The sequence below is a fragment of the Pseudarthrobacter siccitolerans genome (assembly GCF_030823375.1).
GTDB classification, from domain to species: Bacteria; Actinomycetota; Actinomycetes; order Actinomycetales; family Micrococcaceae; genus Arthrobacter; species Arthrobacter siccitolerans_A.
Genome location: NZ_JAUSXB010000001.1, coordinates 2,214,025 through 2,227,246, shown reverse-complemented (window position 1 = coordinate 2,227,246; position 13,222 = coordinate 2,214,025). Strand labels below are relative to the sequence as shown.

The following is a 13,222-nucleotide window of genomic DNA, read 5'->3' as shown; positions in this document are numbered from 1 at the left end:
TAGTTCCCGGCCGGCCTTCACAGCGTCGCGGGTTGGGCCCTTCCCTGCTACTCTCCTCCGGGGGGACAACACGAAAACAGCCTGAAGGAGCCGGGAATGTTCGTCAAAGTGTGTGGTCTCAGTACGGCTGAATCAGTCCGCGAGGCAGTAGAGGCCGGCGCTGACGCCGTCGGTTTCGTCCTCACCGCCAGTCCCCGCGTGGTGTCGCCGTCGCAGGCGTCCTCCTTGCTGGCAGCTGTCCCCGCGGGGGTTTCGCCGATCGGGGTATTCCGGCACGAACCGGTGGCCGACGCCGTCGCTATCGCCAGGGCGGCAGGGCTGGAATGGATCCAATTGCACGGCCCGCGGTCCCGCCAGGACGTGGCCATGGTGCACGACGCCGGCATGAAGCTGATCAGGGCTGTCACCATGGGTGCCGCTCCGGAGGAGTTTGAGGACTGGGGCGAGGACCTTCTGCTGATCGATGCCGCGGTGCCCGGCTCGGGTGAAGCCTGGGACTACGCCTCCGTTGCCGCGCTGCCTGCACTCCAAGGGCGGCACTGGCTCCTGGCCGGGGGACTGGACCCGGTGAACGTTGGCGGGGCCTCAAGGGCAGCCCATGCCTGGGGTGTTGACGTTTCCTCGGGTGTTGAAGCATCGCGCGGCGTGAAGGACCTGGCTAAAATCCGCGCCTTTGTGCATTCGGCAAAAGGTGCTGACGCGCCGGTCTAGCCGCATTCTAAAATCCGTCAGAGTTCAAATTCGTCACAGTTCAATTCGCTCATAGTCCAAATCCATCAGAGTTCAGGGGCCGGTCAGGGCAGGCCCCCATCCTTTTGTCAGAGCCTCCGGTGCACAATGGGTGGATGAAGACACTGCTCAACATCATCTGGCTGGTTTTCGGCGGCTTCTGGCTTGCGCTGGGCTACTTCGCGGCGGGTGTGATCTGCTGCCTGCTGATCGTCACCATCCCGTGGGGCATCGCCTCGTTCAGGATCGCGGCCTACACACTGTGGCCGTTCGGGCGCATGGTGGTGGACAAGCCCGGCGGCACCGGCGTGTTCTCGCTGCTGGGCAACGTGATCTGGCTGCTGGTGGCCGGCATCTGGATCGCGATCGGCCACGTGGTCACCGCGTTCGCCATGGCCGTCACCATCATCGGCATCCCGCTGGCCATCGCCAACCTGAAGCTCATCCCGGTGTCCTTGATGCCGCTGGGCAAGCAGATCGTGCCTACGAGCGCGCCGTTTGTGGCGACGTACCGGTGGGGATGGTGCCGCGGGCCGTGACGCCGCGGATACGCAGAGCTGCTGCCGGGGGATAGGCGGAGCTGCTGCCGGGTTCACCCGAAGGGTTTAGCCCGTCAATTCATCGGGCCGCAGCGCCCGCAGGATGCAGAATTCGTTCCCGTCCGGATCCGCCATCACCACCCAGGTGACGTCCGGCCCCTGGCCGACTGAAACGCGCCGGGCGCCAAGCGTTTCCAGCCGCGCCACTTCCGCGTCCTGGTCTTCAGGCCGCAGGTCCAGGTGAAGCCTGTTCTTGACCTCCTTGCGCTCGGGCACTTTGAGGAACAGCAGGTCAGGGGACACGCCGTCTTCGGGGCTGCCCGCCGGCGGCTCGAGCGCAATCTCGTCGTCTGCCTCGTAGGTGCGGCGCCACCCCAGCGCCTTTTCCCAGAAGTCCGCGGGCACTTTCGGATCGATGGAATCAATGCTGATGGCTTGCATGCGCAGGGTCATCCGAGCAGTGTTGCATCCACGCAGCGGAGCCGTAAAGGGCTGACAGCGGGGGCAGCAGTGCAGCCCTCCACGCCAATCCACCGGCTGGGGAGCCGCAAACAGAAGGACGCTCAGCGCGGACTGAACATCCCGTCCGCCAGAATAGCCACGGCGTCGCTGTCGTCCAGCTCTGCAGCGATATCGACGTCGCCGGCGTAGCCCGCACCGGACAACTCAAGGCCACTGGAACATCCGTGCAGCATCTCCCGGAGCCGGGGCTCTGCGGCCTCGAACACCGCCGCCGCTGCGATGGCCTCCGGTGAGTAGCCGTGCCTGCCCACTTCGGCCTCGTAACCGCCCTTGCCCGCAGCCGCGAGGCCGGCGATGAACGCTCCCGCCCCGATCTGGTCCTCCACAGCCGGGCGGAGGGTGCCGTCCGGCCACCGCTCGCCGGCGGCAATAACGGCGATCACGGCATCGGGCGGGAGGTTCGCTGCCACCCAATCCGCTGTTGCCCCCGCGTTGCGGAGGCAAACGGCGGCCACCAGCGGGACTTCGCCTGCCAGTTCGTGGCAGAGCGCGGAGCCGTTGGGCGAGGGCAGCACCACGCGCCCCAGGGATTCCGCGGCCCGGAAGCTGGCGGGGGAGAGGCTGAGCCCGCCGCCGTTGCGGGGACCAGCCAGCTGGGCGTGGTGATGCGCGGCGAAATCCTCCGCCCGGGTGTCCTTCCACGGAAAGGGAAAAACCTCGGCGCCCCGGTCGAGGGCGACGCTGACGCACGTGCTGAAGGACAGGACGTCCACCACCACGGCGAGGTCGGCCCCGGACGCCACGGTCCGGGCGCCGTCGAGCCCCCATTCCAGCCGGACGGTGTAGTCCAGTTGACGGTGGGCGGCGCTCGGGGTGACCGAGTGGCGTGGGTTGGAGTAGGGCGCGTTCACGCCAGTTCCCCGAGCAGGTTCCGGTGTGCCGCATCCTGCCACAGCTCTTTGGCTCGTCCTGTGTGGAACAGGGGGTCAAGTTCCAGGAGTTGGCGTACGACGTCGGCGCGTCCGGCAGCGAAGTCAGCGTCGCCGATGTGCGCATAATCCTGGCGGACGTCCGCCACGTACCGGGCGTATTCGCCAGGTTCCCCGCCGAGGACGGAAAGGTCCGCGTCGCAGAGGAGGGCGCCGTCGTCGTCGCCTTGCTCCGGGCGGTGGTCGGACGTCAGCCGCACCAGCCGTGCCACCTCGGCAACCTCCGCGTCGGGAAGGCCGGCAGCTTCCAGCCGATCCTCCGCGAGCCGGGCCGACTCCTCCTCATCCTGGCCCGCAACTCCGCGGTAGACGGCGTCGTGGAACCAGGCCGCCAGCAGCACGGTGCGGGGCGGGTCGGCGGGATCGGTCAGCAGATCGAGGGCTTCCAGGACCGAGAGCAGGTGGGTGCAGCCGTGGTACCTGCGGTGGGGCTCGCTCCAGCGGTCCAGGAGGTCCAGGAAGAGCGAGTCGTGCCTGGGCATGATGGCCTCCCACCGGTTGAACAGCGGCACCTTGAGCGACTTGTTCCGCTGGCGGGCCGGGATGCGCAGGCCGCTGGCGATCAGTTTCCGAACCAGGATCCGGGCCTCGACGGGGACCGCTCCGGCCGCCACCAGATCGTTGTAGCGCCGCTCCGCCACGTCGTAGTGGTCGCCGTCGAATGCCCGCTCCGGGATACCGGCGCCCGCAGCGAAATCGTGCAGTTCTTCCAATGACGAGTCCGAGACCAGGTGCGAAAAGTGTGTTCCGTGGGCAGGCCAGAGCGGCGGGTCGATGTATATCAAGTGATCCTTCCCGAGCTCCGGAGCCTGCGGACGCTTGCTGAAAAGATCCTAGCGCGGCTCGGGCGTGTCCGATCAGTCCGGCATTCCGGGCCTTCCAACGGCAACACATGGCCGGGAGGACCTCAACGTCCCGGAAATATTCCCCAATTGAGCCTGCCCTCTGCAACTGTGGGTATGAAGGACAGTGCAGGTTGGCCGGTCCGCAGGCTCAACAGAGTGTCGGCCAAAAGAGTTTCAAGAGATGGCCAGATGGCCGGGCGCCAATCGGCCTCCTCCTTGAAATATTCGCTGACGCAGCCATGCTGCCGTCCCTTTCTGAGGTCGACGAACAGAAAGTCGCCGGAACCATCGTCTGCCACCGGGAGGAAGGATGAGATAAACATAGAGGCCCGGGTGCCCGCCTCTGCAGCTTCAGCATGTGCCCGGTCGTGAGGTTCATGGTGCATGGGCGCAGGAGCACCGCCTTGAGCTTCGTGGGCGGCACGCAGATTTAAGTAAAGAGGCGACCTCTTCCCGCGTTCATCCACGGCATTTGCTTCATCTACGACCCGCACCCAGATGTCGAGCATCATTTGTCGCGTTTTCCCGGCTTCTTTCAATGGGAGCGGCCGGTAGTTGGGGAAGATATACCCTGCGGTTGATGGTTCTGCGCCATCGAAGAGGCGATAGAGGGTGGACACGTCTTTGGGCCACCCGTTCGGGGCTGCCTCTTCAAACGAACGAATATGTGCTTCGGGTGCGGGGGCCCGTATGGTCCGGGCTGTTACTGGTGCGTTAGCCCTCAGCCACTCAACAATCCCGGCCCAGACTTTCTGTATCCCCATGCGGTGAATCTACCCGCCTTTCCGGCGCACGGACACGGAGATCCTAAGAAGTTCATTCCGGCGAAGGAAGGCAGGGCCGCACCTTGGCCAGTGGATTGCGGCGGATCGACGTAGACGGCCGTGGAGGAAGTCTGGTGGTGTCCTTCCAGCGGGGATCCATGATGTGACGCTCCCCGGAGATGCGGCATACTTTTGCTTTTCCTGCCGTACCTGCGCCCTACACTGGGCCTATGACTATCATCCGCGTTTCTGAGGCCGCCCGGTTCCTCGGCGTCAGCGACGATACCGTGCGCCGCTGGATGGACAACGGCGCGCTGACGCCGGTGAAGGACGACGGGGGCCGCCTCGCCGTGGATGGCCTGGAGCTGGCACGGCATGCACAGAAGCTCGCACAGTTGCCGGACGATCCGCACCGTAACGGCAGTTCGGCGCGGAACCGGTTCGTAGGCCTGGTTACCGGTATCACCATGGACAAGGTCATGGCACAGGTGGAGCTCCAGTGCGGGCCCTTCCGGGTGGTATCCCTGATGAGCAGCGAGGCCGTGCGGGATCTGGGGCTGGAACTCGGCTCCGTGGCCACCGCCGTGGTGAAGGCCACCACCGTGATCATCGAAACGCCGCAGGGCAAGGCGCTGTGAACAAGGTGGCGTTGTCGAAGAGCCAAAAACTCGCCGGGCTGTTGGCCGCCCTTGCATTGCTGGCGGGGCTGCCGGGATGCTCCACTGCCGGTGGTTCGGCCGCCGGAAGCAGCGGCGCCGGGGATACCCTGACCGTGTTCGCCGCAGCCTCCCTCAAAGCCAGCTTCACCGAGCTGGCAAAGACGTACGAAGCCGGCCACCCTGGCACCACCGTCACCCTCAGCTTCGCCGGCTCGGCTGATCTGGCAACCCAGATCAGCCAGGGTGCCCCGGCGGACGTCTTCGCGTCAGCGGACACGGGGAACATGGACAAGCTGCAGCAGGCTGGACTGGTGGACGGTGAGCCGCGCATTTTCGCCACGAACACCCTCGCCCTAGCGGTCCCACCTGGCAACCCGGCAGGCATCCGTTCTTTCTCTGACCTCGCCAAGCCGGGAACGCGGCTGGTCCAGTGTGCCCGGCAGGTCCCCTGCGGGGCCGCCGCGGCGGCCGTCGAACAGCAAGCGGGAACGGATCTGAACCCGGTCAGCGAGGAAAACTCCGTGACGGACGTGCTCGGAAAGGTCATCTCCGGAGAAGCGGACGCCGGGCTGGTCTACGTCACCGACGTCAAGTCTGCCGCAGGAAAGGTGGAAGCCGTTCCCTTCCCTGAAGCCGCAGCAGCCGTGAACAGCTACCCGATCGCCGCGCTGGCCAACAGTAGGAACAGCACCAAGGTGCAAGCCTTCCTTGACCTCGTGACCGGCCCCCAGGGCCAACACGTGCTGGCAGCAGCCGGCTTTGGCAGCAGCAGGCCTTGAGGCGGCACACCATGAGCCACGCCTACCGCAGCATTCCGCGCTGGACCTACATGGTGGCCGTCCTGGCCGCCCTGCTGGTGGTCCTGCCCCTGTTCGCGATGGTTGCCAGGGTGAAGTGGGCAGACTTCCTTCCCCTGGTCACCTCGGACCCGGCCTTGTCTGCCCTGGGCCTGAGCCTGCGCACATCCACGGCCAGCACAGTTCTGTGCATCGTTCTCGGGGTGCCGTTGGCCCTGGTCCTGGCCCGGGGCAGGTTCCGGCTGCAGGGCCTCCTGCGCTCCCTCGTGCTGCTCCCGCTGGTGCTGCCGCCGGTGGTCGGCGGCATCGCACTCCTGTACACCTTTGGCCGCCAGGGCCTCCTGGGCCGGACCCTCGAGGTTCTGGGCCTGCAGATCGCCTTTTCCACCACCGCCGTGGTCCTGGCCCAGACGTTTGTGGCGTTGCCCTTCCTCGTGGTCAGCCTGGAGGGGGCGCTGCGGAGCGGGGGCGAACGGTATGAAGCGGTGGCGGCAACCCTGGGGGCCTCGCCCGGCCGCGTTTTCCGCCGCGTCACGCTCCCGCTGGTGCTCCCCGGGCTGGCCTCCGGAGCGGTACTTGCCTTCGCCCGAAGCCTCGGCGAGTTCGGTGCCACACTGACTTTCGCGGGCAGCCTCCAAGGGGTGACCCGGACCCTGCCGCTGGAGATTTACCTCCAGCGGGAAACCGACCCTGACGCCGCCGTCGCCCTTTCCCTGGTGTTGATGGCCGTGGCAGTGGGCGTGGTGGCACTCGCCTACCGGCGGCCCGTCGGCGGAGGCATAACTTTCGGGATCCAGCGGACGACGACGGCTGCCGGAGCGGGCGGGGACGTCCCGTGACGTTCGCACTTGAGGCAGCTGTGGCCGGGCGGGGATTCGATGTGGCCCTGACGCTGGGATCCACCGAGACGGTGGCCGTGATGGGTCCTAACGGCGCCGGTAAGTCCACACTGCTGTCCGTGATCTCAGGCCTGCTTCGGCCGGACAGCGGCCGGGGCGAGCTCAACGGGCGGACCCTCTTCGAGCTTTCGGCTGGCCGGGGCGCGTGGACGCCGCCGCACCACCGGGGCACCGCGCTGCTCGCCCAGGAGCCCCTGCTGTTCCCGCATCTTAGCGCAGTGGACAACGTGGCTTTCGGGCCGCGCAGTGCGGGTGTGCCGAGGAAGCAAGCCAAGGCAGAGGCCTTGGGCTGGCTCGCCGAGGTGGACGCCCTTGACCTTCAGGCCAGGCGCCCCGGTAAGCTCTCCGGCGGCCAGGCCCAGCGCGTTGCCATTGCCCGGGCCCTCGCCGCGGACCCCGCGTTGCTTCTCCTGGACGAACCCATGGCGGCGCTGGATATCCACTCGGCGCCGCTTCTCCGCCGGCTGCTCAAGCGGGTCCTCACGGGCCGGCAGGCCATCATCATCACGCACGACGTCCTGGACGCCCTGATGCTGGCGGACCGCGTTGTCATCCTCGAGAACGGCAGGATTTCAGAGGAGGGCCCCACGCGGGAAGTGCTCCAGCGGCCGCGCAGCACGTTCGCGGCAGGGCTGGCGGGGTTGAACCTGATGGCCGGGACGTTCGAAGGCGACGGGATCAGGACCGCCGAGGGCTGGGCGGTTGCCGGCCTTAGGGAGGACCGGCACCTGGAAGACCGGCAACCTGAGGGCCGGCCTATGGAGGACCGGCGCTTGGAGGACCGCCCGCGGACAGACGAAGGTGAGGGGGCGGCGGTGGCAGTGTTCCCGCCGTCGGCCGTGTCCGTGTTCCTCGATGACGCCCACGGCAGTCCGCGCAATTCGTTCGAGGTGACCATCACCGATCTTGAACCGCACGGCGACTTCATCCGGGTCAGGGCAGGAAGCCTCGCGGCCGACATCACGCCCGCCGCCTCCGCAGACCTGGGGTTGGTCCCCGGCCTCACAGTGCACTTCGTGGTGAAAGCAACCTCCGTGGCGGTGTACCCGGCCTAAGCCGCCCACGGACATTACAAAAGTAGTCACATCTGCTGACAAGCACCACGAATAGCGGTAAAGTCCCGAATGGGCGGATAAGGACCCGGCGGACGGCTTCTGGGGGGAGCCGCCCGCCGGTTTCTTTTGGGCCTTGACTGCGGTGCTGTGGCTGGCTGCCGGCTTACATGCCCGGGATATCGAGTGATTCGTACACCTGGATGCTGGCGCCCGGCATCATGAGGTGGGGGTGCCCGTCGAGGAGCGCCTCGGCCCCGGCCAGATCGTCGGCCTGGAGGATCGTGTAGCCGCCCAATCCCGTGTTGGTACCCGACGTGCCGTTGGCTGTAATTTCCTTCCCTTCCCCGAGTGGCGTGCCCATATCCACGATTCCTTCGCCGGCCCGTTCGGCCCATGCCGTCCAGGCCTTCATTCCCTCCTGGGCGGCTTCGGGCGTGCTCTCGGCCATCTGCGCCTGGGCCGATTGTGGTGCGTTATAGAGAACAACAAACTTCTTCATTGCCAGTCCCGTCTCCCAATGCCGGCGGCACCATTGCCCCGGTCACAAGGCGATCCTAGAGTGAACCGGTCGGGTTGGAAACGGATTTCTTCGGGCGGGTTTTGTCCCTGGTTCGCTGTGGGCAAACAGGAAATAAATAGCACCCCATCTAAAGTTGAGCGTAGTAGACTCAACCCTAAGATCGAATAACCCCCGAAAGGAGCTCTCTTTGGACGTCAAATTCACCACCAAGAGCCAGGAGGCTCTCTCGGCTGCTGCCATGAACGCCTCCACGGCAGGCAACCCGCAGGTGGAGCCGGCCCACCTGCTCAAAGCGCTGATGGATCAGCGCGAGGGCGTTGCTGTGGCGCTTCTCCGCGCCACCGGCGCCGACCCGGACGCCGTCAGTGTCCAAGCGAGCAGCGCTATCAAGGCCCTGCCGGCCACTTCCGGCGGCTCCAGCCAGCAGGCCCAGTTGTCGCGTCCCGCGCTGCAGGCGATCCAGAACGCCAAGGAGGAAGCGGACCGGCTGGGCGATACCTTCGTATCCACCGAGGTCCTCCTCCTCGGCCTCTCCGGCGGGAATGACGCCGCGGCCCGGGTCCTGCGCGACGCCGGTGCCTCCCATGAGGCGCTGCTCGCCGCCCTGCCGGGTGTCCGCGGCGACCGGAAGGTCACCAGCCCCGACCCGGAGAACACGTTCCAGTCGCTGGAAAAGTTCGGCACTGACCTTACCGCGATGGCCCGGGCCGGCAAGCTGGACCCCGTCATCGGCCGCGACACGGAAATCCGCCGGATTGTCCAGGTCCTGAGCCGGCGGACCAAGAACAACCCGGTGATCATCGGCGAGCCCGGCGTGGGCAAGACAGCCGTCGTCGAGGGCCTGGCCCAGCGCATTGTGGCCGGTGACGTTCCCGAAAGCCTGCGCGGCAAAACCCTGATCGCCCTGGACCTGGCGTCCATGGTGGCCGGTGCCAAGTACCGCGGGGAGTTCGAGGAGCGCCTCAAGGCTGTCCTGGAGGAGATCAAGAACTCCGAAGGCCAGATCGTCACCTTCATCGACGAGATCCACACAGTGGTGGGCGCCGGGGCAACCGGCGATTCCTCCATGGACGCCGGCAACATGCTCAAGCCCATGCTGGCGCGCGGCGAGCTGCGGCTCATCGGCGCCACCACACTGGATGAGTACCGCGAGAACATCGAAAAGGACCCGGCCCTGGAACGCCGCTTCCAGCAGGTGTATGTGGGAGAGCCCAGCGTTGAGGACACCATCGGCATCCTCCGCGGCCTGAAGGAGCGCTACGAGGCGCACCACAAGGTGGCCATTGCCGACTCCGCCCTGGTTGCTGCCGCAACGCTCTCCAACCGCTACATCTCCGGCCGCCAACTGCCGGACAAGGCCATCGACCTGGTGGATGAGGCCGCGTCCCGGCTCCGGATGGAGATCGACTCGGCCCCCGAGGAGATCGACCAGCTCCGTCGCGCCGTCGACCGGCTCACCATGGAAGAGCTGGCCCTGGAAGGCGAGACAGATGCAGCGTCGGTGGAGCGCCTCGCTGCGCTTCGTGCGGACAAGGCGGACCGGGAAGAGGAACTCGCCGCCTTGAACGCCCGCTGGGAGGCTGAGAAGGCCGGCCTCAACCGGGTGGGTGACCTCAAGGCGAAGCTGGATGAGCTCCGCTCCACTTACGACAAGGCTGCCCGTGAAGGCGACCTGGAGACGGCGTCGCGGATTCTCTATGGCGAGATCCCTGCGCTGGAGCGTGAGCTCAACGCTGCCGCGGAGGCCGAAGCCGCTGTCACGGACAAGTCCTCGCAGATGGTGGCCGAACAGGTGACCGCGGACGACATCGCCGAGGTCATCTCCGCCTGGACCGGCATCCCCGCCGGCCGCATGCTGCAGGGTGAAAGCCAGAAGCTCCTCCATATGGAGGAGGAACTCGGGAAGCGGCTCATCGGCCAGAAGAAGGCCGTCACGGCCGTGTCCGACGCCGTCCGTCGCGCCCGCGCAGGCATCAGCGACCCCAACCGGCCCACCGGCTCGTTCCTGTTCCTGGGCCCCACGGGCGTGGGTAAGACCGAGCTGGCCAAGGCCCTGGCGGACTTCCTGTTCGACGACGAACGCGCCATGGTGCGGATCGACATGTCCGAGTACGGCGAGAAGCACTCAGTGGCCCGGCTGGTCGGCGCGCCTCCGGGATATGTGGGCTACGAGGAAGGCGGCCAGCTCACCGAAGCCGTCCGCCGGCGGCCCTACTCGGTCATTCTGCTGGACGAGGTGGAGAAGGCCCACCCCGAGGTCTTCGACATCCTCCTGCAGGTCCTCGACGACGGCCGCCTCACCGATGGCCAGGGACGCACCGTGGATTTCCGCAACGCCATCCTGGTGTTGACCTCCAACCTGGGCAGCCAGTTCCTGGTGGACCCGTCGCTTGATGCGGAGGCCAAACGGAACGCCGTACTGGCCACCGTGAACGCCTCCTTCAAGCCGGAGTTCCTGAACCGGCTGGACGAAGTGGTGCTGTTCGATCCGCTGTCCGTCGAAGAACTGGCCCGCATTGTGGAGCTCCAGGTGGCTGAGCTGGGCCGGAGGCTGCACGAGCGGCGGCTCACCCTCGACGTTTCGGAAGGCGCCCGCGCCTGGCTGGCCATGTCCGGCTTCGAATCCGCCTACGGCGCCCGTCCGCTGCGCCGTCTGGTGCAGCGGGAGATTGGCGACCGCCTGGCCAAGGCCATCCTGTCCGGCGATATTGCTGACGGGGACACTGTGCTGGTGGACACGGCCACCGACGTGGACGAACTCACCATTGAGGGGCTGGAGGCACTGTCCGGTCCCGGCGGCGGTCCCGTCCCGGGAACCGGGCTCGTGGTGCGCCGGAAGGACCAGGTCACCCAGCAAGATTAGGGGCTCGGCCAGAAGACCAGGTCCGCGGGAAAGACCAGGTCCGCCGAAGCGGGGCTCGAAAGCGGGGCGTGCTGCCCGGGTGCTGCAAAAGTACTAGGGCAGCACGCTCGCGTTAACGTTGTTCCCGCCGGGGGACGTCACGTAGCAGTCCAGTCGTCGATCTCCTGACCCCCAGCTGGTGGAGCTGGGAAAGCTCCGCTCGTAGTTCAAGGTGAATTGCTCCGCGGCCGGCCCGAGTTTTGCCGCCTGGCACGCTTCCAGGGCTTTGGCTTTGAGCGCTTCCGCGCCGGGATATTCGACCTCTTCCGGGTAGCGGAACACCGCAACCAGCTGGGCGGAGTGGCCGGTGTCGCAGGGCACCACCGTGGATTTCAGCGCTTCGGGGTCAAAGTCCGTGAAGCAGTCGCCCAGAGCATAGGCGGCAGGCTCCACCTCCCGCGGCAGGGGCAGTGGCGTCGCCGGGGGCGTGACGGTTGTTTCCAGCACTCCCCGGCCGGCACCTTCTGAGGCTTCGGGATCCCCACTGGAGTTCAGCCACAGGACGAGCCACACCAGCGACCCGATGACCACGAGCAGGACGACGGCGAAGAATGCCTTCCAGAGGATCCGCCGGTTTCCCTGCCTCCGGCCATCGCCCGGCCCCTGGGGGTGGTGAACCTGGCCCTGGTTCCGTGCCGGCGGCTCGGCCGCCGGTACGCCGTACTCAGCGGCGGGGACCCGCGGGAGGCCGGCGGTGGGTGGCGAGCTCGGTTTGGGCGGGACATCCTGGTGGTTCACGGGGTGCATCCTCCTGCGTATTTGTCCACTCGGGCAGCCGGGTTGCCGGCCGGTACCAGCAGTTGCTTAAGTGACTCTACCGAAGAAAAAAGCCCGTTTCCGGCCTTGATTGGGCGGGAATAGTACTGCATGTCACCGTCGCGAGCCGCAACTGGCAAGCGGGGCCAGTCGAAAGCATGTAATCTAGGTGTACGACAAATTGACCAAACATTCCGGGGCCTCACCTACGCCAAGGTGACCACCTCCGGTCCAAGTACAAAAGGGGGTCACGCCATGGGGCGCGGCCGTCAAAAGGCAAAAGCTACCAAGCAGGCTCGGGATATCAAGTACTACTCCCCGAACACTGACTATTCGGCACTTCAGCGTGAGCTGACGGGCCCGAGCAGTCGTGCCACGAGCCATTATGCGAATGAGCCGGTTGAACCGGATTATTCGGCTTATGTGGATAAGTACGCGGATGATTTGGAAGAAGACGACGACGAGGTAGACACCCGTCGCATCGGCTAGTTGTCGCAAGGTGCTGTTGCCGTACTTGGCAGCCCTGTGACGCCGTGGCACCAACGGATCCAGTTTGAGGTCCGGGTCTCCTGATTTGGACCGGTGCAGCGCTTCTTTTTGGCACCCGGATCCGGGCGGATCGCGGGTGCTGACCTCAGTTATGAAGCCCGCTGCCCGCACCGTTACCGGTGCAGGCAGCGGGCTTTTTGGTGGTTTGGTGTTTTTATGCGAAAAAGCCCCAGCCGGTGGCTGAGGCTCTTCACGTGGAACCCGGAAGGGGAGGCCGACTAAGCGCTTTGTCGATTGTTCCTCATCGAGTCCGCTGCTCTACTAGTTATTGATGATGCGAACTGGACCGGTCGCGGTATCGCAGATGGTTTGCTCGGATCCGGTGGCATCCACCGCTTCGCCGAGAACTGCGATCGAACCGATGTCCGCGACATCGCAGAGGGTTGCTGCGACACTGGCGGCCACATTGACGTCAACGGCATCCTCGACGGTGATGTCGCCAACAGTGACATTAACGAGGCCGTCGTTGAAAGTGTTGTTGTTTGCCGCCTGGGAAGGGCCGGCAATGGCGCCCATCAGGAACAGGCTTCCAGCGGCTGCGGCGGTGGCTTTCTTCAGAACTGACATAGTTTTCGCTCCCTTGATATCGGCCCTGGTGCCCCCAATCGGGCAGTCCGCGATTAGCTCTTGGGCTGCCTGAAAGCCGTGCTGATGCATGGCGCAGGGGACCGGGCGTCTCTGTGGTTGCTTCTTCTGGCATCCGCCGGTTTCGGCGGGGAAGGCGGTTCAACCGGCTCGGCGCCCAAACGCCGGCTTA

Annotated in this window: 15 protein-coding genes; 8 read left to right on the top strand and 7 right to left on the bottom strand. The window is 66.0% G+C overall.

The features are described from left to right. Positions 1–96: 96 nt before the first annotated feature. Entirely contained in the window at positions 97–711 is a 615-nt protein-coding gene (locus tag QFZ36_RS10440; protein ID WP_306636183.1) for a phosphoribosylanthranilate isomerase, read from the top strand. A 134-nt stretch (positions 712–845) separates the two neighbouring features. Continuing rightward, entirely contained in the window at positions 846–1,268 is a 423-nt protein-coding gene (locus tag QFZ36_RS10435) for a YccF domain-containing protein (RefSeq protein ID WP_306636181.1), read from the top strand. A 66-nt stretch (positions 1,269–1,334) separates the two neighbouring features. Here the strand turns inward: QFZ36_RS10435 and QFZ36_RS10430 are convergent, their stop codons facing one another. The 4 genes from QFZ36_RS10430 to QFZ36_RS10415 form a co-directional block, all read right to left on the bottom strand. Further along, complete coding sequence (locus tag QFZ36_RS10430; protein ID WP_306636179.1) at positions 1,335–1,721, bottom strand: VOC family protein; 387 nt, start codon at positions 1,719–1,721, stop codon at positions 1,335–1,337. 110 nt (positions 1,722–1,831) lie between these two features. Then, positions 1,832–2,641, bottom strand: coding sequence for a 2-phosphosulfolactate phosphatase (locus QFZ36_RS10425; RefSeq protein ID WP_306636177.1), 810 nt, complete (start codon positions 2,639–2,641; stop codon positions 1,832–1,834). After that, a complete protein-coding gene (locus tag QFZ36_RS10420) occupies positions 2,638–3,504 on the bottom strand; it encodes a DUF4031 domain-containing protein (RefSeq protein WP_306636175.1) in 867 nt (288 codons plus the stop codon). Before QFZ36_RS10420 ends, QFZ36_RS10425 begins: the two co-directional genes overlap by 4 nt. 122 nt (positions 3,505–3,626) lie before the next feature. After that, positions 3,627–4,328, bottom strand: coding sequence for an SMI1/KNR4 family protein (locus tag QFZ36_RS10415; RefSeq protein WP_306636173.1), 702 nt, complete (start codon positions 4,326–4,328; stop codon positions 3,627–3,629). Positions 4,329–4,558: 230 nt separating this feature from the next. On the opposite strand from QFZ36_RS10415, the gene QFZ36_RS10410 reads away from it, so the two are divergent. The 4 genes from QFZ36_RS10410 to QFZ36_RS10395 are packed head-to-tail and all read left to right on the top strand — an operon-like array spanning position 4,559 to position 7,738. Next, positions 4,559–4,966 (top strand): TOBE domain-containing protein, encoded by a 408-nt coding sequence (locus QFZ36_RS10410; protein WP_306636171.1) that lies wholly within the window; start codon positions 4,559–4,561, stop codon positions 4,964–4,966. Positions 4,967–4,971: 5 nt separating this feature from the next. Then, positions 4,972–5,766, top strand: a complete 795-nt coding sequence (modA, locus tag QFZ36_RS10405; protein ID WP_306636169.1) for a molybdate ABC transporter substrate-binding protein — start codon at positions 4,972–4,974, stop codon at positions 5,764–5,766. An 11-nt stretch (positions 5,767–5,777) separates the two neighbouring features. After that, on the top strand, positions 5,778–6,623 hold the full coding sequence (locus tag QFZ36_RS10400) for an ABC transporter permease (RefSeq protein WP_306636167.1): 846 nt from the start codon (positions 5,778–5,780) through the stop codon (positions 6,621–6,623). Beyond that, the gene (locus QFZ36_RS10395; protein WP_306636165.1) at positions 6,620–7,738 is read left to right on the top strand and encodes a sulfate/molybdate ABC transporter ATP-binding protein; all 1,119 of its coding nucleotides are present in this window, start codon (positions 6,620–6,622) and stop codon (positions 7,736–7,738) included. Before QFZ36_RS10400 ends, QFZ36_RS10395 begins: the two co-directional genes overlap by 4 nt. Positions 7,739–7,901: 163 nt before the next feature. Here QFZ36_RS10395 and QFZ36_RS10390 read toward each other — a convergent pair whose 3' ends face one another. Then, entirely contained in the window at positions 7,902–8,237 is a 336-nt protein-coding gene (locus QFZ36_RS10390) for a YciI family protein (protein ID WP_306636163.1), read from the bottom strand. A 208-nt stretch (positions 8,238–8,445) separates the two neighbouring features. Here QFZ36_RS10390 and clpB point away from each other — a divergent pair, with 208 nt between their 5' ends. After that, positions 8,446–11,121 (top strand): ATP-dependent chaperone ClpB, encoded by a 2,676-nt coding sequence (clpB, locus tag QFZ36_RS10385; protein ID WP_306636161.1) that lies wholly within the window; start codon positions 8,446–8,448, stop codon positions 11,119–11,121. Between the two features lie 93 nt (positions 11,122–11,214). Here the strand turns inward: clpB and QFZ36_RS10380 are convergent, their stop codons facing one another. After that, positions 11,215–11,907 (bottom strand): septum formation family protein, encoded by a 693-nt coding sequence (locus QFZ36_RS10380; RefSeq protein ID WP_306636159.1) that lies wholly within the window; start codon positions 11,905–11,907, stop codon positions 11,215–11,217. A 264-nt stretch (positions 11,908–12,171) separates the two neighbouring features. Here QFZ36_RS10380 and QFZ36_RS10375 point away from each other — a divergent pair, with 264 nt between their 5' ends. After that, entirely contained in the window at positions 12,172–12,405 is a 234-nt protein-coding gene (locus tag QFZ36_RS10375) for a DUF3073 domain-containing protein (protein ID WP_009359485.1), read from the top strand. 321 nt (positions 12,406–12,726) lie between these two features. On the opposite strand, the gene QFZ36_RS10370 is transcribed toward QFZ36_RS10375, so the two are convergent. Beyond that, positions 12,727–13,032 (bottom strand): hypothetical protein, encoded by a 306-nt coding sequence (locus QFZ36_RS10370; protein WP_306636157.1) that lies wholly within the window; start codon positions 13,030–13,032, stop codon positions 12,727–12,729. Between the last annotated feature and the right edge of the window lie 190 nt (positions 13,033–13,222).